Genomic DNA, 26,136 nt, shown 5'->3' with positions numbered 1-26,136 from the left:
CAATAAGTTACACCTGTAACAGGCATTAGCGTCGAGTCAGTAGCCAGGCAACCTCTTCAGCGGGCACCAAACCTTTCAGGCCACCGGGAACCTGCCGATGGCCAAGCATCTCCAGGTGATAATTTGCATCATAATAGCCAAAGATCTGCCGGGAGCCGATCGCAAAAGGAGGGCCAGCTAACTGCGACTGCTCATACTCGAAGGATATTAATAGCTGTGAGGCAACCCCTGTTATTGTCATCAGGTGCTGGGTATAGCGCTTACGCATCTCTTCGGGCAATGCTACCAAAGCGGCTCGATCATATATCGCTTCCACAGAGCCAAGGGCATCTCCTGTCAGGGAAAATATATCACCTACAAAAATCTTAATTTTTTCGGCACTGTAGCACTTGAGGTTATTTTCTTTTTCTATCTTTGGAGTCAGTTCAAGCTCTTCGAAAAGTTGCTGCACAGCCACTTCACTAAGTTCTGCACCGGCGATGGCACATCCCTGAGTTCTCAGCCAAGCTATATCCCCAGTTTTTCCACATAAAGGCAGGAATATACGACTGCCTTTTTTCAGTGATAGCGCAGTAAAATATTGAGCCAGCATGGGGTTACCAGACTTTTCGTGGAAACCTATTTCATTTTTCTGCCATTTATCCAACCAGAATTTTTCTTCCATTTAAGCACCCCCTATGCATCAAATTAAGGCAACATATAGATTAATGCCAATGACTGAATTCTATCAATATTGTAGATATTTTAAGTCAGCTTCAGAGCCGGAGGCTGCAGGGTCAGTAAAGGCCAGAGCTGTAACGAAAACCATCGCCACTGTAAACATAACTCGTTTGAACATTGCAACTACCTCTAAGCAATATACTCCCACTTCACTATTAAAAAAACGGGATTACACCAATGATTGCTTCTTACCTGTTCGCCCAACTCCCATTCGATCCAAATAAAAAAGCTGCTAATAAAATCTTTGTTCTGTGGTACTCACATCCACTTCCCATTACAAGCTGTGGCGTCCGGGCCAAAGCCTATCGACCACCCCCGACATAACGGCACCGATCGATATCGCTGCAATCAAAATAAAGTAACTATCCAGTGATATTTTCACCTGAGCTGTAAATCCAATCAAAATGCCGATCGCGTAGCTGGAAATATTACTCACGCCCGTTACCCAGCCCATTGCCCAAGCACCGATTGCCGCAAATAGCAAAGCTATGGGAAGGGCTGCAAAGTGAGGTTGTAACTGCCATTTAGCCACTACCACCTGGGCAGCAAATCCCAGGCCCAGTCCGGTAACCGCACAAGCCAAGTTGTAAGCCCCGGCCTGTAGATTCTTACCGCGTGAGTGATACGCAATGACACCTAACATAGCCACCCAAATAGGCATCCCCCCTAAAAGCGCCGCTCCAGCAGCTAACGATAATCCCAGTAGCAGGCGTATACCTTTTAACTGCCGTTTTTGGGAAAGGGTATATCCACCGCCGGTGCTATCTACAGCCCCATTCATCAGTTCCACTCCGCCACTATCATATTTGACCGCGCAGTCCTTGCCTAAAACGCCGCCGTCGTTCCTATTCGCATAAATCGAGGGAAACGCCCACCCTCCATATTCGTGGATATTTTTACCGTTTTAATGAACAAGGTGGTAGCTAACTCCTTCCCTATCCTTGCCTAATTTTGCAAACAGGGAAATCAAGCGCCATTAAGTCACCTCTAAGCGTGCTCGGGATAAATCTCAGTGCGAGTAGACATCAGGACATCTACGGGGGAGGGGTCGAGAGAAAGGCCAGTAACCCATACCCAACTATCACCAGGGAATCTGGCTACCATCGTAATTGTAGAAGTGACCACTATCGGCCTGATTTGCCTGTAAAAGGATCTTTTTTAGGCCGCTGACACTATCCTCAGCAGATATAAGGGCTCCTGGACCACCCATCGCAGTTTTTACCCACCCTGGGTGCAGAGCTACTACCGTGATACCTCGCTCCTTCAAGTCAATCGACAAGCTTTTCACGATCTGGTTAAGGGCCGTTTTGGAGGTTCGATAGATATACCCTCCGCCAGATCGATTGTCGGCGATACTGCCCACCTTACTGCTCATCATCGCTATCAGCTTGTGTTCACTGGCCGCCACATTGTCGCAGAAAGTCTCCGCCATCATATAGGGGGCGATAGTGTTGGACTCCAGCACCCGGCGCCACTCAGTGAGATCCACCTGCCCAAAAGCCACCCCTTTGGGACCGTAATAACCGGCATTATTGAACAGGATATCTATAGGCTCTCCCTCGATCGCTTTTGCCAGGGATATCATCTGTGAATAATCTGTCACATCTAGCTGAATGGGATAGAGGTTTGAATACTGCCCTTGCAGGGTCTTGAGTTCGCTGGCCCGATCGAGATCCCTACAACAGGCGTAAACCTTCCAGCCATCACTGGCAAACTGGGCACAAATCTCCAGGCCAATACCGCGGTTAGTTCCAGTAATCAGTATGGTTCCAGACATTTCGACTCCTTCGATGTTATTCTTGCGCAAAGCGATCATAGCAACTGTAGAGCAATGTATTACTCACTAACTGATATCTTCTGGTTCCTGCTTCTGGCAACCATTGTCTGGTATATCTGGGCGAATATGGCAGCCAAGGAGCAAGTCAAACGCGCAGCATCCAACCACTGCAAGCAGCTGGGTGTCCAGTTACTCGACGATACCGTTATGCTGGTAAAAACCCGCCTCAAGCGCAACAAACATGGCCATATCAGCCTGCAGCGCAGCTATGAATTTGAATTCACTTCCACTGGGGAGCACCGTTACTCTGGCATCGCCATTCTGCATGGCAGCCGAATTGAGCAACTGCAACTGTCTCCCCACCATATGAGTTAACAGGTAATTCCAAAATGAAGCGCGGCCTCTATCGCCACCACAAAGGAAACCTTTACGGGGCCCTATATGTCGCCACTCACAGTAAAACTGAGGAGAAACTGGTTACTTACCGCGCTCTATATGGAGACTACGGTGTGTGGGCAAAACCACTGTCAATCTTCACAGAAACCTCGGAAAAAGACGGTAAAATCATACCTCGATTCGCACTGGAGAAGCCTTTCGAATTGGTTGAGAGTCAACGGGCGGGCGCATAATCTGCAACCGCTATTTGAAGGGCGGAACAATTTCGCGAATTGCACCAGGGAGCTCGCTCAATATACCCTCAAGTCACCCGGGCCTAAGCCCAAAACCCAAAATAACAAACTATTTCGCTGGGGTGCCAGTTAATTGGGTAATAACCAGCTACGCCACATAATAAGGACACTCGGTGGACAATAAAAACATCATGATCTATGGCGCTAATGGTTATACAGGCGAACTAATCGCCAGAGCAGCCGTAGCACAGGGTTATCACCCTATCCTGGCCGGACGCAACCCCCAGAAGCTCCAGTCCGTCGCAGACCAGCTCAACCTGCCTGCAATAGCAGTTAGCCTTGAAGCCACTGAAACCCTGGAGCGCAGCCTGCAGGATGTATATCTGGTAATTCACTGTGCCGGTCCATTTTCATCAACCGCAGAGCCGATGATGCGGGCATGTATTCGCTCAAAAACCCACTACCAGGATATTACCGGCGAAATCGCGGTATATGAGGCAGCCCATAGCCTAGGAGCTGAGGCTGAGGCCGCCGGAGTAGTGCTTTGCCCGGGCACAGGATTTGATGTAGTCCCCACCGACTGCCTGGCGGCGGCACTACACAAAAAGATGCCCTCTGCCACGCACCTGGCATTGGGGTTCGACTCTGATTCAGGTTTGAGCCCCGGCACTGCGAAAACCTCAATCGAGAGTCTAGGCGTTGGTGGTGCCATACGCCGCAAGGGGAAGATTGAGACAGTCGGCCATGGCCAGCTGACACGAGAGATAGACTTTGGCCGCGGCAGTAAGTTTGCAGTTTCCATTCCATGGGGAGATGTCGCAACCGCCTTTTACTCCACCGGTATTCCAAATATAGAGGCATATATTCCCATGAGCCCCAAAAGGGCGAAGAAATTGAAGCGCCTGAATAGTATCCGCTGGCTGTTGGGCACCCAATGGGTGCAGAATTGGCTGAAATCCAAGGTCGATAAATCAGTGCGCGGACCCAATGAGGAACGCCGCAAGGAACAGAAGACCTGGGTCTGGGGTGAGGTGCGCAACGACCGCCGTGGAGAGCGAAAAGTGGGGCGTGTCATCACCGCCAATGGATACGATGTTACAGTATCCGGTTCACTGGCAGTTATGGAGTTTCTCCTCACTTACTCGGGAAGAGGCGGCTATTTCACGCCATCAATGCTATGTGGGCCAGAGCTAGTGGAAAACCTACCTGGTTCCAGTAATATAGAAATCAAAATTTCTTAACCAAAAACCTCTCTTCAGGCGGGTAATTCTTTTACCTGCCGGGAAAACCTGTCTTTTTACGCTTTTAAGCGTTCATTTATTCTAGTTTTTTAGCACAAGGGAAAGTCCCACCAGATTTAAAGAGCCCGCCGCCAAGTCATCAGATTCTCCAATTTTTGAGATTTCACTATTGCGACATAATTCGGTCAACTCCGTGCAATAATCAATTCCTATGTTGGCTGCATGCGAGACTTATCCATGAATCTGAAGAGTGTCGATGTGTCCCTGGTCCTGTATATGATGGAAAGGGCATCACAACCCAGTTCGCGCAGGCGTTACCTGTGGATGTCAAAATCCGGTGATGGCTGGCTATCCGTAACCGTACTCATCAGCCACATTATTTATAATACAGCCACACAGCTTTTTATTGCAGCCCTAACCGGCGTTGCAGTCGAAAGATCTCTGTATTGGGCCATCAAGAATACAGCCCGACGCAGGCGCCCCCCACAAGCCATACCCGGCATGCGTCCCATCATCATCGCACACGATAAATTCAGCCTGCCCTCAGGTCATACTTCCGCTGCTTTCATGCTTATTACTTTTTTAACGCTTGAGTTCAGCCCTCTGTGGGGCTTTGGTTATATCTGGGCCATGGGCGTCGGCGTAGCACGGGTCGGCCTAGGCGTGCATTTTCCCTCAGATATTTGTGCTGGAGCCCTGCTCGGTACCTGTGTTGCAATAACCACGAGCGTAACTTTCTCATGAAGATACTTTATGGTGTGCAAGCTACAGGTAATGGCCATATTGCCCGCTCACGCACATTGGCAATGGCGCTGCAAAAATACCCCGAGCTGGAAATCCAATGGCTATTTTCCGGTAGACCAAAAGAAAATTTATTTGGCATGGAAATTTTTGGAGATTATTGGTGGCGGAGAGGTTTAACATTTATACATCGAGAAGGGAAATTAAAAACCTTTGAGACAATCCAAAAGCTCGGTTTCTTCCAATTTAAAAAAGAAGTTTCAGAATTACCAATCGATGAGTTCGATTTAATTATTAGTGATTATGAGCCTGTAACTGCCTGGGCAGCTAAAATTCGAAAGAAAGCTAGCGTGGGGATCGGCCACCAGTATGCATTTCTCTACCCGATCCCTGCCCCCAGATTTAATTGGCTCGCCCATAACATATTGCGGATCTTCGCACCGACACAAAAAAGCCTGGGTTTACATTGGCATCATTTTGGACACCCCATACTTCCACCAATTGTTCCACCACAAAAAGGACCCGATCAGGATGCGGGAAGCCATATCCTGGTATATCTACCTTTTGAGCATCCCGTCCCGATGCTGGAGGAACTTTCAAAAGTAGATGACCAGTTTATCGTATACGGTATACCTGAGAACCTGCCTGCTGCTGAGAATATCTGTCTCAAAGCGCCTTCCACCACTGGATTCCAGCGGGACCTGGCAAATTCCAGGGCAGTTATCTGCAATAGCGGCTTCGAGCTGCTGGCCGAGACACTGGCTCTGGGCAAGCCAATTCTCAGCCGCCCACTGGCCTCCCAATTCGAACAGCTGGCCAATGCCAAGGCACTTAATCAGTTAGGGCTGGCAAAAATTGTTCAGTGTATTAACGCTCAAAGTATCATTAACTGGCTTAACAACCTACCGCCACCACTACGTATCCAGTGGCCTAATGTGGCGGAGGCAATTGCCAGATGGATTGCTGCTGGTTGCAAACAACCACCGGCTGAAATGGCCGATGCCCTGTGGCGTAAAGTGGTACCGAGACCCACTGAAAGCCGAGACTACACTTACCAAAACACCTCTAAATAGCACGACCATATCCTCTCACTATATCGCCAAGTGCAATCACACAATAAGTCATTGTCCAGTGCCAATACTGCGCGTTTACTTATATGCTGATATGGCGGTAGGGTAGCTTGACTAATCTATCGCCGTACCTAAGCAACGATGATTTATAAAAATAATTGACGAGGCAGGTATGGCTCATCCACTGCTCAAAGAGCGTGATACAGATTTTTTCCTCTATGAATTCCTCAACACTGAAGCGCTGCTGCAAAGACCGCGCTATAGGGAACACTCCCGCGAGATTTTCGACGCTACCCTCAAAACCGCTCGTACTATTGCAGAAAAATATTTCGCCAATCACAACGCTAAGGGGGATGCCAATGAGCCGAGCTTTGATGGAGAACAGGTACACCTGATCGAGGAAACCAAGCAGTCCTGGGATGCTTTTGCAGAGGCTGGGTTTCTCGCCGCACATTGCGACTTCGAAGAGGGCGGTTTGCAGCTTCCCGAAATCATAATGCGCACCTCCCTCGCCTTTATCAGCGCAGCCAATATTGCCAGTGCCAGTTACCCATTCCTGACAATCGGTGCTGCCAACCTGATACGTTCTTTTGCCAGCAATGAACTCAAAGCTCAATTTCTTCCGCAGATGATGGATGGCCGCTTTGCCGGCACCATGGCGCTAACAGAACCGGATCAGGGCTCCGCCCTGGCTGATATCCGCACCAGTGCAGAACTATCGGAAGATGGTAGTTACCGTATTCACGGACAGAAAATGTTTATTTCAGGGGGCGACCAGTCCCTAACCGAAAATATCGTGCACTTGGTATTGGCGAAGATCAAAGGTGCTCCGGCGGGAGTGAAGGGAATCTCCCTCTTCCTAGTGCCCAAATTCCTCCTCAATCAAAATGGTCAGGCCGGCGAACGCAACGATGTAAAACTGGCTGGGCTGCTGCACAAGATGGGCTACCGCAATACCACCTCTACTGTGCTGAGCTTTGGAGAAAATGAGGGGGCAGTGGGCTACCTGATTGGTCAACCGCACCAAGGCCTAAAATATATGTTCCAAATGATGAACGAAGCCCGCATCAGTGTTGGTGCCGGAGCTTCGGTTTTGGGCTATCAAGGCTATGCCTATTCTCTCCAATACGCCAGAGAGCGCCCACAGGGCCGGCTTCCCTCCGATCGCAACCCCAGTTCCAAGCAGATTCCCATTATCCAGCACGCCGATGTGCGTCGTATGCTCTTATTGCAGAAAGCCTATTCCGAAGGTGGTCTGGGACTGAGTATTTATGCAACTTCCCTGTATGAGGATCAGCATACAGCACCTACAGAGGAAAAACGCCAGGCAGCGGCCACCCTGCTGGACTTGATTACCCCAGTGGTAAAATCCTGGCCCTCAAAATATTGCTTGAAAGCCAACGAACTGGCGATCCAGGTTCTCGGTGGTGCCGGTTACATCCGCGAATTCCCCCTGGAGCAGCTATATCGGGACAACCGCCTGAATGCTATTCACGAGGGTACTGAGGGAATCCACGCACTGGACCTGCTTGCACGAAAAGTGCCCGCCAAAAACCTTACCGCCTATCAGCTAATGCAGGCAGAAATCCGCAACACAGTAATGCAAGCGCGAGATAAAGATAACCTGGGGTCCATGGCAAACGCCCTGGAGGAGTCACTGGAAAAACTCGATGAAACCGGAATGGCTCTATTCGGGCAACTGCAGGAAAACGTAGACCGCGGCCTCAGTAACGCAACTTTATATCTTGATGTGTTTGGCTGTGTACTGGTCGCCTGGATTTGGTTGCGCCAAGCCATTATTGCAGAGAAAGCACTGGAAAATAATCCCAGTCTGGAGGATGAAAACTTCTATCGCGGCAAGATACACACTGCTCAATTTTACTTTGAGTGGGAACTACCAAATATTAAGCAATCTATGGCTCTACTTAAAAGCGGTAACAGTATTCCATTTGATATGCAGGATAGCTGGTTCTAAACAATAAACAGTCCCTGGGCTCAATACGGAATTTACAGCACCACTGTAATTTCCGTACCTCCACCGGATAAGGGCGTTGCATTAATGCGCCCTTGATAACTCTCGACAATATCCATAACCACAGCAAGCCCAATACCCTGCCCCGGCTGCTGTTGATCGGCTCTCACCCCACGCTGGGTGACTTCCTGCCATTTTTTACTATCAAGGCCAGGGCCGTTATCTGCCACACGAATTGTCAACTTGCGTCCATCATCGGCATTCTTAATATTAACTTTTACTTCACCCTCACCATATTTATAGGCGTTATCCAATAGATTACCTAGCAACTCCATCAGGTCCCCTTCGTCCCCGTAAAATAAGGCTCGCTCACTGCACTGGCTGTGCACCTGGCTGGGTTTACTTCGATAAACTTTTTCCAGGGCATCCAGGATTTTTTCCAGCAGGGGCGCAACTGGGATACCACGCAGGATAGATTTGGGGGAGCTGGCTACTGCCCGCTGTAGCTGGTAACTAATAATGCTGTCCATGCGCTGAACCTGATCCACCAGAGTCTTTCCTGCAGCCTTACTGTCACTTTCCAGGCTTAACCCCTTGAGTACAGCCAAGGGCGTTTTTAGACTGTGAGCCAGATCGGCCAGTGTATGGCGAGTCTTTTCCCGCTGGCGCCGCTCATTTTCAATCAACAGATTGAGGTTATCGGTGAGAGGACGCAGTTCTCGTGGGAAATTACCTTCGAGTCGGTCACTGCCACCTTGCTGCATATCCCGCAGTGCATCTGCCAGTGCATTTAGTGGTGCAAAACCCCAGCGCAAAACCAACCACTGTGCCAAGATCAACAAAAGCGCACCCACACCAAGCCAGTGCCACATAGTGGAACGAAACTGCCCCACCTGCGCTCTGAGAGGCCCTGCATCTTCCAAAACAACGAAGGTAAAGGGATTTTCATTCTCAAGTCCCCAGGCCACACCCTGGCGAAAACTGCTGTAGTTTGTATCATCCCCGGGCAGGGAAATCTGCATATAGGACTGCTGCCCTTGGGGCAGTGAATTGAATTGCAGATCCGGCATAGCCAATGCCGACTCAGAGCGCCAGATAATCTCTCCCTCGCCATCCAGGACTGCGCCAACCAGGCCGGAGTCCGGCTGATTAAAACGCTGCTCAGGTAATTCCGGCGGCAGCACCAAACCTTCCCCTTCAGGTTCAGCCAGTGCTAATAGAGTGTAGATATACAGCTGTAATTCCCGCTGCTTGGCCTCGTCAAGAGAGGTGCGATAAGCGTGTTCGAGCACACCAGAAATAAGCAAGACAAAACCGACAAGCACCAAGCTGGTAACCAGGGCAAGCCGGCCTTTGAGGGAATTCAACCAAAATGAGAAAAAACGCATTCAGAATGGCAGTTACTGGGGCGCAACAAAGCGGTAGCCACGCCCACGCAGGGTTTCGATGGGCTTGAGTTGCGCTGCTGTATCAAATTTCTTGCGCAGGCGTCCTATAAAGACCTCAATGACATTGCTGTCTCGATCACAATCCTGTTCATAAATATGTTCAGTGAGGGTAGTTTTGGAAACCACTTCATCCGGGTGCAACATCAAGTACTCAAGCACCTTGTATTCGAAAGAAGTCAACTCCAGCTCCGTTTCATTCACAGTGACCCTTTGTGAACTGGTATCCAGCATTATGGGGCCAGCTTTGATGCTGGGGGAGGAGAAACCTGCGGAACGTCGCACCAACGCATTGAGACGCGCCAATAGTTCCTCGGTATGAAAAGGTTTTACCAGGTAGTCATCACCACCGGCTTCAAGCCCGGCCACACGCTCCTGCCAATGGCCGCGAGCCGTTAGAATCAGGATGGGAAAGTGTTTCTCCTCACCGCGCAGGGTACGGATCACCTGAATACCATCCATTTTGGGCAATCCCAGGTCCATCACCGCGATATCGTAGGGGAATTCACGACCCAGATAGAGGGCTTCCTCTCCATCCGGGGCTTCATCCACCGTATACCCGGCACCACGCAGGGACTCCGCCAGCTGCTGTCTCAGTAAAGCTTCATCTTCGACCAATAAAGCACGCATTTTCTATCCCTTTACACTGCGGATCTATTTTGTGGGGGTGCGGCCAGCTAACGGGAGATGCGACCGCTTTTCTTGTCCACATAGACCACATAAACCTGACTCTTATCCGACAATCCCTTCACGCGGTATACCGCCTGTCCCTGCCTGCGGGTCTCAGAGATTGACAATATTTTGCCGCCATAACGCTGCTTCACGATGGAGGCGGCCTGTTTACGAGAAATCTCCCCAGCCTGCGCTCGTCGGTATTCGTACCTGAAAGCCTCTTTTTCGTATGACGGTAAACCGTGCAGTGAGGCGGCACAAAGCCCGGGTAACAGTGCGAAGACAAGGAGAAAAGGCCGTATTAAAGCGCGGCATAGTTTCACGGTGTGGCTCCTGTGGATATCCAAATTTTCCACCTTAAACTCTCTTCGGCCGCGCTATCGCCGGCTCAAGGTGCCGGTGAAACTGCGACGCGAACCCGGATTCTATCTCCAGGATGATAATCTGTACGAGTCAGATAAACCTGACCATTATACCGATAGCGCACATCGTATCCGACTAATTCCCTACGTAAGCTGAATTCGTCCACAACACGACAACGGGATTCAGTGGTGTAGTATGTCTGGGCATTGGCACGACTGATCTGGCTTCCCACCAGGGCACCAACTACAGCGCCAGCTACAGTGGCACCGCCACGGTGACCACCGTGGTGATAGCGGCCGCGATGGCCGTGCCCACCGAGGCTGTTGCCCACTGCAGCACCAATCAAACCGCCTACGAGGGTACCCGCCGGAGATGCAGGTTCGCGGTACATCACTTGCTCATCGCGGCACTGGGTGCGAGGAGTGTGAACCTCTACATCGGTATAAACGGGTGTAACTTCCGTAACCCGAGCGAAATCGTAACTATCGGCGCCATAGGGATCTGCATAACCAGCCGGTCCCGCCTTGGCGGTAGCACTTAAGCCAACCAAAGCGGCCACGGCTGCGCCTGCGATAAACTGCTTCAAAGGTTGCACAATCAGTCTCCCGTTATTTATCAACGGGTAGCAGATTAATCGAATCGATCTGAATAGACGCTGAATTACACAATAGCAGGCACAAAGCGTCAGAAATCCCCCGACCTCTCTCGCCTCTGGCGACGTTCCCCTCCTTCTCTCTGTTCGCGCCGCATCTGTCTCTCTGGTCTCTCTGAACGCTCACGGCGATTATCTCTCTCACGCTGCTGTTTGCGTTCGCGCCGCTCACTCCGGTTGCTGTGCTCCTGCTGACCATTTCGCTCACGTCGTTCACTGCGACCACTTTGCCCTCCTGAGTCATTAAGCTCCCGGCCTCTGGCTTGGCGCTGACCACTTTTGTCTTTATTCCAGCGCTCCCTCAACTGGCGGCGCTGCTCCGGGGGCATCTGCCGGAATTTCTTGCGCGCCTCACGGATTTGCTGGCGCTTCTCCTCTGGCATATCCATAAAGCGGCGGTAGGAATCTCGAAGACGGTTGCGACGATCCTCGGGTAACGCCTGCCAGCTCTCGAACTTTTCACGCGCCTGGCTACGCTGCTGGAAGCTCATTGTATTCCAGCGTTTGGCGCCTCGCAGCAATTGAGCTCTCTGGGTTTCACTCATTTGGGGCCAGCGATCTTGATATCCCCTCAATAACTGACGATCACCCTCATTGAGGGTCTGCCACTCCTGAGCCAGCGAGATATTTCCCCAGAGACATAACAGCAGACCACACAGCTGAACGAGGTAGAAGATGCCCCAGTTATTCATCCCACTGATCCTCACGGGTATACCCACCCTCGTCGTAATGGCGCTGCCTACGCACCTCATTTTGCGGACTTTCAGGCCATAATTCTGACTCCTCAGGCACGAGTACATCTCCCCGCTCATCCACCCACTCGCCGAGAAACAACAGAAAATCCTCCTCGAGGGGCTCCATCTCCGCAGCTTTTACCGCCACCCCATACAACAAGAGGACAACAAAAAGAAACTTACCCTCCTTAAGAGGAGTGCCCATCCAGCTCCTCCGCCAGCCACTGATAAAATTCCATATCCTCGATCATTTCTACATCCACTTCTTCATACAGCAGCCAGTCTCCTGCAATAAACGGCTCTATTTTACCCGGGGAATTATCAGTGCCCGACCAAAGCAGTGCTACCACCAGCACTGTGCAGGCACCACTGAGCCATAGCCAGTGATACCCCGATATACTCCAGGTCTTTGACTGCTTCAGGGCGTCCGCCCTGGCACGCCTCAACCTTGAAAGGGTTTCCCCATCAATTTCCTCTTCCCGGCGAGTGACCGCCACTCGAGCAGCTTTCACTAACCGCCGCTCCTGTTCCAGAACAGATTTATCCGGCTGTATCATTGGAACTCCTCCAAGTGGCTGCGCAGGCTATGCATAGCGCGGGATAAGTGGGTTTTGACACTGCCCTGGCTACAAGACATTGCGCGAGCGGTTTCTGCCACATTAAACCCTTCAACACAGCGCAACAGGAATGCCTGCTGTTGTCGCAATGGCAGCTGGCTTACTGCACCATCAATAGCCAGCAATAAGCGTTCGCCGATCAATGCGCTATCTGGTGTCGGTCCCCAGATATCAACCCATTCCGTGGCAAATGCATCATCATCGTCATCACCACTGATAGGAAGCTTTTCCCGAATTAATTGCCAGCGGGACAACTTCCTATTGTGTCGGTGCCAGTCAGTAATGCGGTTGTTAAGAATGGTAAAAAAAAGCGGGCGCCACTCGGCCCTTTCACGGCCACTGTAATTCTTGACCAGTGCCAACATGGAGTCTTGAACAATATCTAACGCATCATCACGGTTACCTACAGCAAAATTTGCCATAGTAAAAGCCCGCTTTTCCACCTGAGCGAGGAACTGATTCATAAATGCCGGCTGAGGTCCTTGTGCACAGAAATACTTTCCACGGTCTCTTTACGAAACCAGTCCCGTCACGATTTTTTTAAGACGATTTTTTACCGGGCTTCATCAGTCGTTTTTGTTCTTTTTATGTTTCTTATATTTTGCTCGTTGATCCATACGGCGATCGATTCGCTCACCCTTATTATCTAAGCGGCTATTGATTTTTTCGCCTTTCGTATCGAGGCTCTCATTGATCCTTTCACCTTTATGATCCAGGCGGTTGTCAATACGATCCCCTTTGCGGTCTAGCCTCTCAGCCAACTTTTCATTGCCATTGGAAGCTGCTCGCTCTGCACGCTGATCGAGGCGGTCATTAATTCGGTCGCCCTTGTTATCAAGACGCTCCTCTATACGATCCCCCTTGTTGTCCAGCTTGCTTTCAATACGATCACCTTTATGATCCAGGCGCTCCTCCACATGATCGCCGTGATCATGGGATCGGATACTATCCTCTTGGGCAAATAGAGAGGTTGGCAGGGCCAGGCTGGCGACCAGAAGGGGAAGTCCTATCAGTTGTTTCATAAGTTGCTCCAGCTCCGTGATCAAAAATAAACAAATTTTCCAAACACTGACTAGAACGGCCTCTGCACTAAATGGTTGACAGTCAACCCTGATTTTTCTGGTAATTCACCCTCAATAAAGACTGTTTAAGACAAATGCCAGTAGTCACTGGCATTTTACTCACCCTTCTACCACTTCAGCTCCGGGTACTTCATCACCCAGCCAGCGCTGTGTCAGGGTTCCAGCCGTCATAGCACCGTTAACGTTCAGTGCGGTACGCGCCATATCGATCAGTGGTTCCACGGAAATCAACAATGCGGCAATTGTTACGGGCAGCCCCATGGCTGGAAGTACCACCAGCGCGGCAAAAGTAGCACCGCCACCCACGCCAGCAATCCCAAATGAACTGATAACCACTACCGCAATCAGGGTACCCAACCAAAGCGGGTCCCACACATCAATTCCCATGGGTACCGCCACCATAGTGGCAAGCATCGCAGGATAAATACCGGCGCAACCATTCTGCCCAATAGTAGCCCCAAACGATGCGGAAAAATTGGCAATCGCGGGAGAGTTACGCAACTGTTCCACCTGTGTTTCCACGTTGAGCGGTATTGTTGCAGCACTGGAGCGGGAGCTGAAAGCAAATATCAACACCGGCCATACTTTGGCGAAATAGTGCAGTGGGTTCACTCCATTTATAAATAACAGTGCCCCATGAACTAGGAACATCAGACCAATCGCACAAAAAGAGGCCACCACAAACCCAAACAGATTGGCGATATCAGCCCAACTGGACTTTGCAATCAATCCTGCAACCAGTGCCATTACACCGTATGGAGTGAAAGCCATCACCAGGCGCACAAGCTTCATCACCCACACTTGGGCAATATGAATAAAGCGCTCAATTGCCGCGCCCTCTTCCGGGAACTCTCGACGCACAGCCAGGGCCGCAAGACCCAATAGCACAGCAAAAATAACCACTGAAATCACAGAGGTGGAGCGGGCACCGGTCAAATCCTGAAATATATTACGCGGAATAAAGGTGCTGATAATTTCCGGTATGGAGAGATCACTCACCCTGCCGATTCTCTCATTGAGTACTTCAACCCGTGCTGCCTCTCGGGAACCCTCAACCAGCCCAGCGGCGGAGAGGCCAAAGAGCTCTGCCATGGCTACGCCGATTAAGGCTGCTATCGCTGTTGTGCCTAGCAATACCCCCAAAACGGAAACGCTGATTCTGCCAAGCGCCTGTGTATGACTAACTTTCACTACCGCAACAAGGATAGAAGTAAGTACAAGCGGCATAACCAGCATGTACAGCAGGTTTACGTAACTTTTACCCAGCATCTGGATCCAGGGCAATACTTCTACGGGGGCGGCACCCCAGCCACGAGATAATTGCAACAGAGCACCAAAAACTACACCGAGTAGCAGGCCGGCAAAAACTGCGGGGGCCAGAGACTTCCGGCCTCTATGCCAGCGATGTAAAGCAAAGAGCAAGGCAACAAAGAAAAACAGCAGAGCAAAGGAGCTGATATGCATGATCTGAAAATCCCACAGCGGGCAAACTGGAAAGTGGCGGCATGCTATCAGCGTTACGCCAACGCCCTATAGTTGCTTTAGTTATATTTTTATACAGTTATTTGTAGGTTCCGCGATTTATATTATTGCAGTACCGCTTTAAAGTCCTCAGCAGACTGCGGACCCACCAGGGTTTCCTTCCAACTGCCATCGGTACCGATAACCAGGGTTGTAGGCAGAACGTCAGGCCTAGGCTGACCCCAGCGGCCCTCTGGTTCAGTAGATAATAAGGGAAATTCTATTCCCAGTTTTTGCGCCTGCTCGCTGACAACGGAATCTGGCAGATTATCAAAATTAACTCCCACCACAACTATATTGCTATTGGCCTGCGCCAGCTGGTTGAGCACAGGCACCTCCTCTCGACAGGGTGCACACCATTCCGCCCAGTAGTTGACCAGAACTATTTTGCCCTCAGTCTCAATAAGCGCACCACTGCTGCTCTTTAAATTAACCCCACTATCACAGCCGCTTATTCCGCTTGCCAAGCACAGAAAGGCCAGCCCCAGGACTCCCTTCACGTTTTTTAGATTTACTACCTGAAACATCCTTCTCTCCCTCGCGGCCATTGCTATCACGTTCATTATTATTCTCGATGGTATCTGCAGGGGCGCTACCGTGCCTGGCCCAAGACTCCTCATCTTTCTGCCGGGCCGCCCAGAACAAGGCGCCGATCGTAATACTGAGCTGCTCCCTGGCGGAATCCCGCGCATTGGCAAAACGGTGCTCTATATCTGCGTACCAGCGGAAACCCTCCAGATCACGGGGGATACTACTGGGTATCCAGTGCGGACTCAGCCAGCCAGCCAGCTCCATTAGCGAAACGGAATTCAAGTCGCGCAACAGGACATAATCATTCCTTTCGGTCTGGGTTATCACCCGGTGCCCCTGAAGTACATTGCGCAGGCGACGCCACTGCCCAAACTTGATCCCCATTAAAGAAATATCTTGCTCACGCAAAGGTTTACCATGGCGACCGCCCTTATAAAGTTGCCATAGCACAATCAGGGTTGCCACCAAATCCGAATGCTGCCGCCCCTGGGTTGCCGCCTGGTAAACCGACAAGGTGCGCACCAGTACGCAACCAGCCAGTACCAGCATCCAGGTCAAGTAAATCCATAACAGGAATAACGGCACAAATGCAAAGGCCCCATAGATAGCCTGAACCGAGCTTCGCGCAACAATTAACCCAAACAAGTACTTCATTATTTCGAAGGCGATCGAGGTAATTACACCACCTTCAATACCATGGCGCAGAGGCACATAACAGTTGGGGACGGCAATAAACAGAAGAGTAAAAATAATGCTGGTGAAAATAAAAGGCAGTACCCTCAATACCACCGCCATCATGCCAAAACCATCCTCCCCCCCCATAAACAGTTTTTGAGAGAGAAGATAGGTACTGGCGGCGAGGCCGGCACCCAATAAAATAGGGCCCAGGCTAAGAATGGCCCAATACAGCAGAAAACTGGAGACCCCGCTGCGCCCGCGGGAAACATCCCAAATGGAGTTGAAAGTACCTTCGATACTTCTCAGGGTCAGTCCAGCGGTAATAATCAACATGGCGATGCCCACCCCTGTCAGGCGCTGGGCCTGAGCGGAGAAGCTGTTGATATATTCCTGCACCTCTCGACCACTTTGTGGCACAAAGTGGGAAAAAACCTGTTCCTGAAACTTGCTCTCCAAACCGGCAAAATCTGGAAACAGGGATAGCATCGCGTAGCTGACCGTTACCAAAGGCACTATGCCAAACAGGGTCATATAGGTGAGTGCCGCAGCACTCTTCTGGCAGTCTTTTTCACTAAACAGCGACCACAGCGAAGTGGCAAAGCGCCGCCATTGAATCACCGTATCCTTCATGGTGGTTTCCGTTTTCCATCTTGCAATGTGCGGTTATCAGCAGAAGCAGGCAATGCCAGCCCGCACTTAGAACTCCGCAACGTTATTCGGTTAGAATACGCCAAACACTAACAGGATGCCGACCCAATGTGGACGATTTACCACAACCCCCGCTGCTCAAAATCCCGTCAAACGCTGCAACTGTTGCAGGAAAATGGCGTGGAGCCAGAAGTAGTTCTCTATTTGGAAACGCCGCCCAGCGCAGAAAACCTAAAAGAGATCCTTATCAAACTCGGCATTAGTGCACGGGACCTGCTACGTACAGGTGAAGAGCCCTACAAGCAACTCAACCTGAAAGATCGCGACCTGAGTGAAGCCCAACTGATCGACGCCATGGCACAGAACCCAATTCTGATTCAGCGGCCAATTGTTGTAAAAGGTGACAAAGCCGCTATCGGCCGCCCACCAGAAAATGTGCTGGAGCTGCTTTAATGGCCTCGGATTCAGAACCCTATGTGCTGATTCTCTACTACAGCCGCACCGGTGCCACCGAACGCATGGCCAAAGAACTGGCTCGCGGAGTTGAATCCAGCGGGGTGGCTGCGCGCCTCCGCACAGTCCCCAGTGTTTCCCCCGATACAGAAGCCAGCCAACCACCAGTGCCTAGTGAGGGAGCCCCTTACTGCTCCCTGGAAGACCTACGCAACTGCTCCGGGCTGCTGATGGGCAGCCCTACCCGCTTCGGCAATATGGCTTCACCTCTGCGCTATTTCCTCGACCAGACTGGTGACATCTGGCTGGAGGGCAGCCTGACCGGAAAACCTGCGGGGGTATTCACCGCAACAGGTAGCCTCCATGGCGGCCAGGAGACCACCCTAACTTCCATGATGCTGCCACTTCTGCACCACGGCATGCTGATCACCGGCATCCCATATTCCGAGGCCGCACTGATGCGTACCCAAACCGGTGGAACCCCCTATGGTGCATCTCACTGGGCCAAAGGGCGTAGTAGCGTGCTCAGTGATGATGAGATCACCTTGTGCAAGGCATTGGGTGCCCGAGTCGGCCAACTGTCCCAAACATTAGAAGCCGCAGCCAAATAGGGGGTAGCGCGTGAATGATACGGTAAAGCGCAAACTTCATATTGCGCTGCGAATTAACTGGTTTTGCTATATCGGCCTGCTAGCGCTTATTGCCGTGCGAAACCTGTTTTTAGAGGGGGGCTCCATCCTGTTGTGGACCATACAGACCGTGCCACTGCTGTTAGTGCTGCCGGGCTTAATCAAACAGCGTTACCGCAGCTACCTATGGCTCTGCTTTATCCTGCTCCTTTACATCACAACCAGCATTGTCGATGTAATGATGCCTACACGCGGCTGGCAGGATGGCGTAATGGCGGCCCTGAGCCTTATCCTATTCTTCTCTGCAATGATGAGCAGTCGCTGGCATCGCATGCAGTAACCCCGCGGCGGTCGTACCGCCATTGGTTCCAGACACAAATGCGTGGGTTACCCTGGTCCCCGACGCGCTAAGGAGTTTTGAGGTTTGACTGATTTACACCAGCAAAAAGGATTTGTCCGTAGTTTTTTTGGTGCTATCGGTGGCGCCATTACCTGGTTGCGACGAGTATTTACCAACTTGGTATTTCTCCTGATATTGCTGTTTCTCGGTATTGCTATTTTTGGGAAAGACGATCAGCTGGTGGTACCTCAGGGTGCGGCTCTGCGTGTCGCACCCAGTGGCTTCCTTGTGGATGAACTCACCCAACCCGCTACGCTGCCAATTTTCCTCAGCGGCAACCGGGGCCCGGCAGAAGTGCGTGTCAAAGATCTAGTAGACGCCATCGATAATGCCGCCAAGGATAAGCGAATCTCCTCGCTGGTGCTTGAACTGGACCATATGGTAGGGGGCAGCCTTAGCAAGTTAGATGAAATCGGTGCCGCACTACAGAGATTTAAAGCCGCCGATAAACCCATCTACGCAGTGGGGGATAACTACACCCAATCCCAGTATTTCCTCGCCAGCCATGCCGACACGGTCTACCTGAACCCAATGGGTTCAGTGATGCTCACTGGCTTTGGTGTCTACCGCAATTACTACAAGAGTGCACTGGAAAAACTCAAGGTAAACTTCCATGTATTTCGTGTGGGGGATTACAAAGACTTTATCGAGCCCTATACCCGGGATGATATGTCCCCAGCCTCCCGTGAAAATAACCAGCGCTGGCTGAATGAACTCTGGAGTGAATATAGTGAGCAGGTAACAGGTCTGCGTAACCTGCCTGCGGAAAGTCTCGATATCTTCATCAGTGAGCTGCCGGAAAAGTTGCAACAGAACGAGGGTAGCTGGGCTGATGCCGCACTTGCCAACAAACTGGTGGACCAGCTAGCGAGCCGTATTGAGGCCCTGAAAGCGCTGAAGCAAGAAATAGGCGAAGACGAAAACAAAGACCGCGATTACAAATACATCGACGCCCTCACCTACCTGCGAAGCCGTAAAATTTCCGAGACTGCAAAGCCAATCAAGGAATCCAACAAGATTGGCCTCATCACTGCGAGCGGCGCCATTATTGACGGCCAGGCTCCTGCGGGGCGTATTGGCAGCGAGAGCCTCGGTAAGTTGATCGCCCAGGCTCGTGAAAAGAAAGTGGAAGCCCTGGTTCTGCGCATCGACAGCGGCGGCGGCTCCGCCTTTGCTTCTGAAGCCATTCGCCAGGAACTGCTGGCCACCCGCGAAGCCGATATACCTGTCGTTATATCCATGGGGAGCCTGGCCGCGTCAGGGGGCTACTGGATTGCCACTGGTGGTGATCGTATCTGGGCCTCCCCGGCCACTCTCACCGGCTCTATTGGAGTATTTGGCGCCTTCCCAACATTCGAGGATTCTCTCGAGCACATCGGCGTCTACACCGATGGAGTTGGCACCTCAGACCTGGCTGGCAGCATGCGCCTGGATCGCGCCCTGCCACCGGCAGCCGCCAGCATCCTGCAACAGGGCGTCGATAATACCTATGCCCGCTTCCTGCGTATTGTTGCCGAGGCTCGTGGCAGCACCCCCAAAGAGGTACACAAGATTGCGCAGGGGCAAGTATGGACTGGCCGCGCGGCCAAGAAACTGGGACTGGTGGACGATCTCGGCAATCTCAGCGATGCCATCGCCGACGCCGCGCAGCTTGCTGAAATCGAAGAATACGACGTAATAGAGATTCAGCGTGAACTGAGCCCCGGTGAGAAGTTCTTGCGCGCGCTGAGCGATAATGTGGACGCGCAAATCGCCGCAAGCCTTGAGGCCAACCTGCCCTTAGGCGCCTGGTTAAATAGCGTACAGCCGGTGCTGGCGCCAATCGCCGAACTGCAGAGCTACCGCGACCCACGCGCCCTCTACGTGCGTTGCCTGCCCTGCCAGGCGCCCTAAAAGCTTTCATAGCCTGATGCCATTCTCCGCCGCCGGTTCAATGCCGGCGCGGACGCCCATACAGATCGCGCAATTCATCTTTAGCCGCCTCCAGAATACGCCGCCTTTTGGCCGGCAGGCGATGCCCTGCACGATTGATAAAGAACGTCAGCATCGACATTGCGGAGCGATAGGGATCAGCCTTGCACCGCTTACTGGACTCGGCAGCGGCCTTTAGTGAACAGGCAATAGCCTTAGGGTTATCAAGGCTAAATAGTCCTTCAGGCAGATCCAGGGCACGACTGCTTCGCGTCACCTGCTCAGACCAGTTGACTGTTTTGGCAGGACCCAAATTTCACCTCCCACCCTCAAAATCTACACTTGCTGATTATGCCAACTATATGGTGACCAAATCGCGCCCCAAAGGCAGCGCCAGGCGATGCATTAAACTTCCGGGTCACTGACCCTTAACTGGCGTAAAGCACCACTCAATGCCACCAATCCAAAGGCGACAAGGCTTAAGATACCGGCCCACATGAGCGTCGAGAACGGGGCCGCATATTCGCTCAGAACTCCCGCCGCCAGAGCACCCAGGGCAGCCGAGCCAAATAGAGCAAACTGGTAAATTGAGATAATCCGGCTGCGGTACTCCGCCGGAGCCAACAGTTGCACAATACTGCGCCCCAAACCGGCAGAGGCGGCCGCAACTGCTCCCCAGCACAGGCAAAGCAAGATCAGCCCCAGCTGGGTGGGGCCAAGGCTAATGGCGATCAACAGAGCCGCACTATAGAGCAGGCACATAAGAATCCCCCGCCCCGGTTCAGGCCCCTGTCCCCGGCGCAACATGGTTACAGTGGCGATCACCGTTCCCGCTACAAAAGCCAGTTGCAGGGTCGCGTAGTATCCGGCACCGCGGCCATACCCCTCCGCCAGCAGTGGCAATACCACCAGAAATACACCGATATGCACGAAGCCATTGAACGCCATCAGCGCAGTCAACTCGCGTAAGACCGGATGCCGCCAAGCCTGGGAGAGGCCATCAAGAATCAGAGTGTGAGGGCGCTTCTCTATCTCCGTCACGCGGGTTTCACCGTCGCGCAGGGACAGCAGGGAGAGTGCTGCCAGTAATAGCACCCCTACCTGAACAACTAATAAGGGCTGTAAACCCCACTGATCAAATCGGCTCGCCAGCAACATACCTGCCGCCTGTCCACCATATTGGGCCAACATCATCCAGGTAACGGTTTTCTGAACGCGGCTTTCTGATGCCCTGCCCTGCTCATTGCGCGCGCTACGCTGTACCAAGTTATCCCGTGAAGGCTGCAGGAACGCGCTGCAAATACCCAGGCAAACGCCATAGATCATCAATACTGGCAGTGTGACCACGTTTAACGAGTAGTAGAGCAACAGCCCACCGTGGCACAGGGCAAGCCCCAGGCAGGCCAGTGTGGCCACCAGTGCCGGATCGCGTCGGTCAGCCAGGGCGCCACCAAACAACAGGAATATCAGGTTGGGAAGCAATACCGACGCTTGCACCCAGCCCAACTGCAGTGCTGGCAAATCCACAATAGTCAGTGCTATCCAAGGCAGTAAAATGACCTGCAACCCAGTTGCCAGCGATGTTCCGCTGTAACCCAGTAGAAACTTCTGCAACCGGGCCGGCATTTTGCGTGAGAGGTTAGTCAAGTTTCAGCTCCCCACCAGTTCCCGCTTGTGGGCAGGACTGACAGCTGACGCTAATCGCCAACGCAGCAGCTGACGCAGCTCACTCAAAGCCGCACTCTCACCGGCATAAGCCGCTCGCTCAAAAGCATCGGTAACCCGTTGTGCCAGGGTTGCCAAACGCGGCTTTTGCGCGGCGATACGCTCCGCATAATCCTGCGGCGTCTCTCCGGCATCGCGTTTTACCCCTGCGCGCGCCATGCGACGACAAAACTTGCGGTATAGCCGCTCCGCCGGTGGCAACTTGCGTCTGCGACCGCTGTACCAGATCCACGCCAATACGCCCAGCAATGCCAGTACAGTTGGTAAAGCAAACAACAGCGCCATTCGCAGTGGAGACACATCACCCAGCAAACGCTGCAAAGTATCGCGCTGCCTTTCACTATCGAAGCTCACTACCGTCTGGTACCAACGGTAGTTGATCATGTCCCATTGCAGTCGAAGTTTTACCAGTACATCAATACGGTGCAGGGGCAGCAGCGAGTCCTGCATAAACTCCTCTCCAGCTGCACTCTCCAGTCCATCGCGCACCCGCTCAGGCGCTACTGCCGCAGTGGGGTCCACCCGCTGCCAGCCACGCCCATCCAGCCAGATCTCCGCCCACGCGTGGGCATCGTACTCTCGAACCAACAGATATTGCTCACCCCTTACCCACTCACCACCCTGATAACCGGCGACAACCCGTGCAGGTACACCTGCAGCGCGCATTGCGAACACATAACTGCCAGCAAAATGTTCACAAAAGCCCTGTTTACTGCCAAACAGGAATTCATCAACACTATCAACACCCAGAGCCGGGGGCCTCAATGTATAAGTAAATTCGCGGTTGTAACGAGCTAACAGCTGCGTGGAAATTTCCTCTGCACCCAACCCCCTGCGACGCAAGTTCTCCACCCACTTACGGGTGCGCTCGTTACCCTCTACAGGCAACTGCAAATTGCGACGGCGTTCGGCGGTGCTAAGAGGAGCCTGCACACTATCGGTATCCCTCGGCCAGGAGCGCACTTCATAGGCAAAGCGACTGTAAACAGGAGTCCGTTTAACCAGCCGGTCATCCTCGGTCTCCCCCACTTCGGTGCTATCGGAAACCGGGCGCGCCAGGGCAAACAACCACGGGGTCCGGCTTGCCTCCTGAATCACTTGATAACGGTAACGTGGCCCCACCTGAGGCAGCGGCCGCTCACCACTCCTCCAGTAAACGCGCCCACCATTGCGCGGATCGACACCAAAGCCCTGACGCCAGGTGCGCCCATCAAACTCGGAATACACCAAACCGCGCCAATAGCGCTGCTCTGGCGGCGGTATGGGTCCATCGAATGAGATCCGCAGTGCCGGCTTATCGGATTTCGATAGGCGGGTAAAGTCGCCCGGAGCCATGGAATCGCTGACCCCAGTGCGCCCGGCAGATGTGTCCTGGGGTACTGACCACAAGGGCCCCAGACGCGGCATCACCACAAACAGCAGCAGCATTAGCGGCGTAGCCTGGGCCAGCAGTCGCAGGGAAAGCCCCAGGGCCCGACGCGGGCGAGCACTAAAGCTACCCATTTGAGCAGCTAGGGCTGCAGTGATCACAACAACACTGAGCAAACCGTAAAGAGCGTAGGGAATAGTCTGCTCTCGCACAAAAAGAGTGGCGGCGACGAAATAAGCCAATAACAGGCTGACAAAGGCGTCACGGCGGCTCACCAGCTCCAGGTTTTTCAGGGTGAATGACACGGTCAGCAGTGCAACCATCGGCTCCAGCGCAAACCAGCGCCGGTAGGACATAGCCAACCCGGCTATTATCAGAAAAATCACCAGAAGCTTCAGAGTACGGCCAGGCAGGTCTCGACGACCTCGAAAAACTTCTAGGCGCCAATAGACAGCGAAGGCCCAAGCAAAGGGCACCCAAAGCGGCAGCTGGGTAAACTGGGGTAAAAGAGCAACAAACTGTGCAGCGAAGATCCACAGTAAGCTCTCGCGGGGCAGCAAATCCTGGGTGGTGGCCATTAACTACCCCACTTCGGAAACAGGGCCAGAGCCTGCAGCACTTCCCGCTGGTGGCTCGGCCCCAGGGAAGGCTCGATAGCGACACCGGGCAAGCGCAGCCCATAAGCAATGCCTTGTTTCTCTGCTTGCAGGCACCAGTAACACAAGTTGCTCAAACGGGTTTCCACATCGCGCCCATCGAGCAGTGCCCAATCGAGCCAGAGGCGCACATCAGTGCGGCACTCATAATCCTTGCTGTAAAGATCACGCCCCGCGGCATATTGTTTCCAGGCCACGTGCCGCAGGGAATCGCCGGGCTGATAAGCTTTAAGGGCACTGAAATCATCACCCCCATGGCGCACCTCGCCGAAATCCCCCTCTGTTTGTACGCCCCCAAAAGGAAGAGGACCAGCAGATATCGGTCGGGGGTATACCAGGAACTCCACATCTAGGTCGATACGACTCCAACAGCAAAATAAGCCGAGGGGGAAGCGGCTTTCAATTCGCAGACGCGGGGCCTGTACACGGCCGCGCTCCACCACAGGCATGGAAATGCGAATATCCTCGCTAGCCTGCGCACAAAGATCCAAGTAAGCACCTTCTTCGGGAGGCCAGCACAGTCGTATCCACTCCCTTTCGCGCTTATCCTCACGGCTTATATTGATTTGCGCTTCAGCAAAGTCGCCAGCAAAAGCCGGGCTTGTGCCAAGCAACTGCAGGCGCAAGCCAGTCAAGTTGGCGAAGGTATGCACTGGCAAAACTACAAATACACTGACAAGCAGGAAAGTCAGGGCAAATACCAGGTTATTTTCGTAATTAGTACCCAGTAACCACAGCAGCATAATCACCAGAAGAAACCCTAGCCCCGCACGGGTGGGCAAGATAAAAAGACGACTGTGATTGAGGGTGATACTGCGGGAGCGCGGCGCACGGCGACTGAGCCAGCGCTGCATGGCGCCACGCAAGGGGTCTGTAAGAAAACGAGCCGGGTTGCGTAAAACACTCATTCATTCAAGCCGCGATAATATCCACTTGGCGTACCAGCCGCTCCACCAACTGATCGCCATTGCCACCCTCGCCCTGTAATCGGTGCCCCGCCACAGAGGGCAATACGGCTTGGATATCCTCAGGTAACACATGGCCGCGATTGTGAAGAAGCGCCCAGGCCTTAGCCGCTCGCAACAACGCCAGTGCACCACGGGGCGACAAACCGACCGCGCAATCCGGGCTCTGTCGTGTATGCAGTACAAGCCGTTCAAGGTAATCCAATAAACTGTCGGAAGTTTTTACCTGGCCCACTAGGCTCTGCATCTTTTTCAGGGTTGCGAGATCGATACGCGGCTTTAATTTAGCAAGCTGTTGGCGCGGATCGGTGCCCAAATACAGGGCTCGCTCGGCCTCTCTGGTCGGATAACCAAGACTGATGCGCATCAGGAAGCGGTCCAGCTGGGATTCCGGTAAAGCGAAAGTGCCAGACTGTTGCAGTGGATTCTGGGTAGCAATTACAAAAAATGGTTGTGGCAATAACCTGGTCTCGCCATCCACACTGACTTGGCACTCTTCCATCGCCTCAAGCAGCGCACTCTGGGTTTTTGGCGAAGAACGGTTGATCTCATCTGCCAAAAGAACCTGGCTAAAAACCGGGCCCTCGTGAAAATGGAACTGACCCGATTCCCTGTCAAAAATGGAAACGCCAAGTATATCCGCCGGCAACATATCACTGGTGAATTGCACCCGCTTGTAGGAAAGCCCCAACACCTGAGCCAGGGCGTGGGCCAGGGTGGTCTTACCCATGCCGGGTAAATCCTCAATCAACAGGTGCCCTTTTGACAAAAGGCAGGCCAAAGCCAACTTTACCTGACGCTCTTTACCCAGCAGAACACTGCCGATATCGGAAACTATGGCGGAAACTATTTTTTGCACGGCAAATCCATTACTGCTCTGTTTTTTTCAGGCCTCGGACACGGCCTCAACCTCAATATGGGTAGCACTCACCGGC

At 52.5% G+C, this 26,136-nt stretch carries 30 protein-coding genes; 10 read left to right on the top strand and 20 right to left on the bottom strand.

All coding sequences use genetic code 11. The annotated features are described in order from the left end of the window. Window positions 1–25 precede the first annotated feature (25 nt). From tmpT to ACJJJB_RS04065, 3 genes are all read right to left on the bottom strand, one after another. Window positions 26–664 (bottom strand): thiopurine S-methyltransferase, encoded by a 639-nt coding sequence (tmpT, locus tag ACJJJB_RS04075; protein ID WP_282951199.1) that lies wholly within the window; start codon window positions 662–664, stop codon window positions 26–28. A gap of 330 nt (window positions 665–994) precedes the next feature. Then, complete coding sequence (locus tag ACJJJB_RS04070) at window positions 995–1,501, bottom strand: DUF1097 family protein (protein ID WP_445365780.1); 507 nt, start codon at window positions 1,499–1,501, stop codon at window positions 995–997. Window positions 1,502–1,801: 300 nt separating this feature from the next. After that, entirely contained in the window at window positions 1,802–2,497 is a 696-nt protein-coding gene (locus ACJJJB_RS04065; protein WP_282951200.1) for an SDR family oxidoreductase, read from the bottom strand. A 54-nt stretch (window positions 2,498–2,551) separates the two neighbouring features. On the opposite strand from ACJJJB_RS04065, the gene ACJJJB_RS04060 reads away from it, so the two are divergent. The 6 genes from ACJJJB_RS04060 to ACJJJB_RS04035 all read left to right on the top strand — a co-directional run bounded on the left by ACJJJB_RS04060 (window position 2,552) and on the right by ACJJJB_RS04035 (window position 8,153). After that, a complete protein-coding gene (locus tag ACJJJB_RS04060) occupies window positions 2,552–2,872 on the top strand; it encodes a DUF3301 domain-containing protein (protein WP_020411799.1) in 321 nt (106 codons plus the stop codon). 14 nt (window positions 2,873–2,886) lie between these two features. Beyond that, window positions 2,887–3,126 (top strand): DUF1653 domain-containing protein, encoded by a 240-nt coding sequence (locus ACJJJB_RS04055; RefSeq protein ID WP_445365779.1) that lies wholly within the window; start codon window positions 2,887–2,889, stop codon window positions 3,124–3,126. 173 nt (window positions 3,127–3,299) lie between these two features. Next, window positions 3,300–4,367 carry a saccharopine dehydrogenase family protein gene (locus ACJJJB_RS04050; RefSeq protein WP_282951202.1) on the top strand — a complete coding sequence of 356 codons (1,068 nt, stop codon included), beginning with the start codon at window positions 3,300–3,302 and terminating at the stop codon, window positions 4,365–4,367. 237 nt (window positions 4,368–4,604) lie between these two features. Next, window positions 4,605–5,111 (top strand): phosphatase PAP2 family protein, encoded by a 507-nt coding sequence (locus tag ACJJJB_RS04045; protein WP_020411796.1) that lies wholly within the window; start codon window positions 4,605–4,607, stop codon window positions 5,109–5,111. After that, window positions 5,108–6,181, top strand: a complete 1,074-nt coding sequence (locus ACJJJB_RS04040; RefSeq protein WP_444901943.1) for an MJ1255/VC2487 family glycosyltransferase — start codon at window positions 5,108–5,110, stop codon at window positions 6,179–6,181. The genes ACJJJB_RS04045 and ACJJJB_RS04040 overlap by 4 nt, the downstream gene beginning before the upstream one ends. 169 nt (window positions 6,182–6,350) lie before the next feature. Then, window positions 6,351–8,153 (top strand): acyl-CoA dehydrogenase, encoded by a 1,803-nt coding sequence (locus tag ACJJJB_RS04035; RefSeq protein WP_445365778.1) that lies wholly within the window; start codon window positions 6,351–6,353, stop codon window positions 8,151–8,153. Between the two features lie 32 nt (window positions 8,154–8,185). Here the strand turns inward: ACJJJB_RS04035 and ACJJJB_RS04030 are convergent, their stop codons facing one another. From ACJJJB_RS04030 to ACJJJB_RS03975, 12 genes are all read right to left on the bottom strand, one after another. Further along, window positions 8,186–9,538, bottom strand: a complete 1,353-nt coding sequence (locus tag ACJJJB_RS04030; RefSeq protein WP_020411793.1) for an ATP-binding protein — start codon at window positions 9,536–9,538, stop codon at window positions 8,186–8,188. A gap of 12 nt (window positions 9,539–9,550) precedes the next feature. Then, window positions 9,551–10,225, bottom strand: coding sequence for a response regulator transcription factor (locus ACJJJB_RS04025; RefSeq protein ID WP_020411792.1), 675 nt, complete (start codon window positions 10,223–10,225; stop codon window positions 9,551–9,553). Window positions 10,226–10,272: 47 nt separating this feature from the next. Next, a complete protein-coding gene (locus tag ACJJJB_RS04020; RefSeq protein ID WP_353374988.1) occupies window positions 10,273–10,590 on the bottom strand; it encodes a PepSY domain-containing protein in 318 nt (105 codons plus the stop codon). Window positions 10,591–10,655: 65 nt separating this feature from the next. Beyond that, window positions 10,656–11,225 (bottom strand): glycine zipper 2TM domain-containing protein, encoded by a 570-nt coding sequence (locus ACJJJB_RS04015; protein ID WP_020411790.1) that lies wholly within the window; start codon window positions 11,223–11,225, stop codon window positions 10,656–10,658. An 89-nt stretch (window positions 11,226–11,314) separates the two neighbouring features. Further along, the gene (locus ACJJJB_RS04010) at window positions 11,315–11,974 is read right to left on the bottom strand and encodes a DUF3106 domain-containing protein (RefSeq protein WP_353374987.1); all 660 of its coding nucleotides are present in this window, start codon (window positions 11,972–11,974) and stop codon (window positions 11,315–11,317) included. Next, complete coding sequence (locus tag ACJJJB_RS04005; protein ID WP_282951208.1) at window positions 11,967–12,221, bottom strand: hypothetical protein; 255 nt, start codon at window positions 12,219–12,221, stop codon at window positions 11,967–11,969. Before ACJJJB_RS04005 ends, ACJJJB_RS04010 begins: the two co-directional genes overlap by 8 nt. After that, window positions 12,205–12,573 carry a hypothetical protein gene (locus ACJJJB_RS04000; protein WP_445365777.1) on the bottom strand — a complete coding sequence of 123 codons (369 nt, stop codon included), beginning with the start codon at window positions 12,571–12,573 and terminating at the stop codon, window positions 12,205–12,207. Before ACJJJB_RS04000 ends, ACJJJB_RS04005 begins: the two co-directional genes overlap by 17 nt. Continuing rightward, entirely contained in the window at window positions 12,570–13,097 is a 528-nt protein-coding gene (locus ACJJJB_RS03995) for an RNA polymerase sigma factor (RefSeq protein ID WP_020411786.1), read from the bottom strand. The genes ACJJJB_RS04000 and ACJJJB_RS03995 overlap by 4 nt, the downstream gene beginning before the upstream one ends. Before the next feature lie 102 nt (window positions 13,098–13,199). Beyond that, window positions 13,200–13,655 carry a hypothetical protein gene (locus ACJJJB_RS03990; RefSeq protein ID WP_445365776.1) on the bottom strand — a complete coding sequence of 152 codons (456 nt, stop codon included), beginning with the start codon at window positions 13,653–13,655 and terminating at the stop codon, window positions 13,200–13,202. A 159-nt stretch (window positions 13,656–13,814) separates the two neighbouring features. Further along, window positions 13,815–15,179, bottom strand: coding sequence for an L-cystine transporter (locus ACJJJB_RS03985; RefSeq protein ID WP_445365775.1), 1,365 nt, complete (start codon window positions 15,177–15,179; stop codon window positions 13,815–13,817). 122 nt (window positions 15,180–15,301) lie between these two features. Continuing rightward, a complete protein-coding gene (locus ACJJJB_RS03980) occupies window positions 15,302–15,703 on the bottom strand; it encodes a TlpA family protein disulfide reductase (protein ID WP_445365774.1) in 402 nt (133 codons plus the stop codon). Further along, window positions 15,678–17,075, bottom strand: coding sequence for a YihY family inner membrane protein (locus ACJJJB_RS03975; RefSeq protein WP_020411782.1), 1,398 nt, complete (start codon window positions 17,073–17,075; stop codon window positions 15,678–15,680). Before ACJJJB_RS03975 ends, ACJJJB_RS03980 begins: the two co-directional genes overlap by 26 nt. 126 nt (window positions 17,076–17,201) lie before the next feature. Here ACJJJB_RS03975 and arsC point away from each other — a divergent pair, with 126 nt between their 5' ends. From arsC to sppA, 4 genes are all read left to right on the top strand, one after another. Further along, window positions 17,202–17,546: an arsenate reductase (glutaredoxin) gene (gene arsC / locus ACJJJB_RS03970; RefSeq protein ID WP_020411781.1), complete on the top strand. Its 345-nt coding sequence runs from the start codon at window positions 17,202–17,204 to the stop codon at window positions 17,544–17,546. Then, window positions 17,546–18,157: an NAD(P)H:quinone oxidoreductase gene (gene wrbA, locus ACJJJB_RS03965; RefSeq protein WP_020411780.1), complete on the top strand. Its 612-nt coding sequence runs from the start codon at window positions 17,546–17,548 to the stop codon at window positions 18,155–18,157. Before arsC ends, wrbA begins: the two co-directional genes overlap by 1 nt. 10 nt (window positions 18,158–18,167) lie before the next feature. Then, window positions 18,168–18,515 carry a DUF2069 domain-containing protein gene (locus ACJJJB_RS03960; protein ID WP_020411779.1) on the top strand — a complete coding sequence of 116 codons (348 nt, stop codon included), beginning with the start codon at window positions 18,168–18,170 and terminating at the stop codon, window positions 18,513–18,515. A gap of 84 nt (window positions 18,516–18,599) precedes the next feature. Then, a complete protein-coding gene (sppA, locus tag ACJJJB_RS03955; protein ID WP_020411778.1) occupies window positions 18,600–20,468 on the top strand; it encodes a signal peptide peptidase SppA in 1,869 nt (622 codons plus the stop codon). 37 nt (window positions 20,469–20,505) lie between these two features. Here the strand turns inward: sppA and ACJJJB_RS03950 are convergent, their stop codons facing one another. From ACJJJB_RS03950 to ACJJJB_RS03930, 5 genes are all read right to left on the bottom strand, one after another. Further along, complete coding sequence (locus tag ACJJJB_RS03950; protein WP_444945401.1) at window positions 20,506–20,799, bottom strand: DUF3175 domain-containing protein; 294 nt, start codon at window positions 20,797–20,799, stop codon at window positions 20,506–20,508. Between the two features lie 92 nt (window positions 20,800–20,891). Continuing rightward, window positions 20,892–22,133, bottom strand: a complete 1,242-nt coding sequence (locus ACJJJB_RS03945) for an MFS transporter (protein WP_444945402.1) — start codon at window positions 22,131–22,133, stop codon at window positions 20,892–20,894. Between the two features lie 3 nt (window positions 22,134–22,136). Then, window positions 22,137–24,158, bottom strand: coding sequence for a transglutaminase TgpA family protein (locus ACJJJB_RS03940; protein ID WP_020411775.1), 2,022 nt, complete (start codon window positions 24,156–24,158; stop codon window positions 22,137–22,139). Continuing rightward, entirely contained in the window at window positions 24,158–25,144 is a 987-nt protein-coding gene (locus ACJJJB_RS03935; protein WP_353374983.1) for a DUF58 domain-containing protein, read from the bottom strand. Before ACJJJB_RS03935 ends, ACJJJB_RS03940 begins: the two co-directional genes overlap by 1 nt. A 4-nt stretch (window positions 25,145–25,148) precedes the next feature. After that, window positions 25,149–26,060 (bottom strand): AAA family ATPase, encoded by a 912-nt coding sequence (locus ACJJJB_RS03930; RefSeq protein ID WP_353374982.1) that lies wholly within the window; start codon window positions 26,058–26,060, stop codon window positions 25,149–25,151. Between the last annotated feature and the right edge of the window lie 76 nt (window positions 26,061–26,136).

It is taken from the genome of Microbulbifer variabilis, from assembly GCF_052468405.1.
This window is presented reverse-complemented; position numbering and strand designations above follow the sequence as displayed.

Bases quoted from the DNA above. Each gene is read 5' to 3' on its own strand.
- ACJJJB_RS04030 (WP_020411793.1), bottom strand. From the start codon at position 9,538: ATGCGTTTTTTCTCATTTTGGTTGAATTCCCTCAAAGGCCGGCTTGCC.
- ACJJJB_RS04010 (WP_353374987.1), bottom strand. From the start codon at position 11,974: ATGAATAACTGGGGCATCTTCTACCTCGTTCAGCTGTGTGGTCTGCTG.
- ACJJJB_RS03975 (WP_020411782.1), bottom strand. From the start codon at position 17,075: ATGAAGGATACGGTGATTCAATGGCGGCGCTTTGCCACTTCGCTGTGG.
- ACJJJB_RS03995 (WP_020411786.1), bottom strand. From the start codon at position 13,097: ATGAATCAGTTCCTCGCTCAGGTGGAAAAGCGGGCTTTTACTATGGCA.
- ACJJJB_RS04045 (WP_020411796.1), top strand. From the start codon at position 4,605: ATGAATCTGAAGAGTGTCGATGTGTCCCTGGTCCTGTATATGATGGAA.
- ACJJJB_RS04070 (WP_445365780.1), bottom strand. From the start codon at position 1,501: ATGAATGGGGCTGTAGATAGCACCGGCGGTGGATATACCCTTTCCCAA.
- arsC (WP_020411781.1), top strand. From the start codon at position 17,202: ATGTGGACGATTTACCACAACCCCCGCTGCTCAAAATCCCGTCAAACG.
- ACJJJB_RS03985 (WP_445365775.1), bottom strand. From the start codon at position 15,179: ATGCATATCAGCTCCTTTGCTCTGCTGTTTTTCTTTGTTGCCTTGCTC.
- ACJJJB_RS03940 (WP_020411775.1), bottom strand. From the start codon at position 24,158: ATGGCCACCACCCAGGATTTGCTGCCCCGCGAGAGCTTACTGTGGATC.
- ACJJJB_RS04035 (WP_445365778.1), top strand. From the start codon at position 6,351: ATGGCTCATCCACTGCTCAAAGAGCGTGATACAGATTTTTTCCTCTAT.
- ACJJJB_RS03935 (WP_353374983.1), bottom strand. From the start codon at position 25,144: ATGAGTGTTTTACGCAACCCGGCTCGTTTTCTTACAGACCCCTTGCGT.
- ACJJJB_RS04065 (WP_282951200.1), bottom strand. From the start codon at position 2,497: ATGTCTGGAACCATACTGATTACTGGAACTAACCGCGGTATTGGCCTG.
- ACJJJB_RS03990 (WP_445365776.1), bottom strand. From the start codon at position 13,655: ATGAAACAACTGATAGGACTTCCCCTTCTGGTCGCCAGCCTGGCCCTG.
- ACJJJB_RS04000 (WP_445365777.1), bottom strand. From the start codon at position 12,573: ATGATACAGCCGGATAAATCTGTTCTGGAACAGGAGCGGCGGTTAGTG.
- ACJJJB_RS04040 (WP_444901943.1), top strand. From the start codon at position 5,108: ATGAAGATACTTTATGGTGTGCAAGCTACAGGTAATGGCCATATTGCC.
- wrbA (WP_020411780.1), top strand. From the start codon at position 17,546: ATGGCCTCGGATTCAGAACCCTATGTGCTGATTCTCTACTACAGCCGC.
- ACJJJB_RS04055 (WP_445365779.1), top strand. From the start codon at position 2,887: ATGAAGCGCGGCCTCTATCGCCACCACAAAGGAAACCTTTACGGGGCC.
- ACJJJB_RS04060 (WP_020411799.1), top strand. From the start codon at position 2,552: ATGTATTACTCACTAACTGATATCTTCTGGTTCCTGCTTCTGGCAACC.
- tmpT (WP_282951199.1), bottom strand. From the start codon at position 664: ATGGAAGAAAAATTCTGGTTGGATAAATGGCAGAAAAATGAAATAGGT.
- ACJJJB_RS04025 (WP_020411792.1), bottom strand. From the start codon at position 10,225: ATGCGTGCTTTATTGGTCGAAGATGAAGCTTTACTGAGACAGCAGCTG.
- ACJJJB_RS04005 (WP_282951208.1), bottom strand. From the start codon at position 12,221: ATGGGCACTCCTCTTAAGGAGGGTAAGTTTCTTTTTGTTGTCCTCTTG.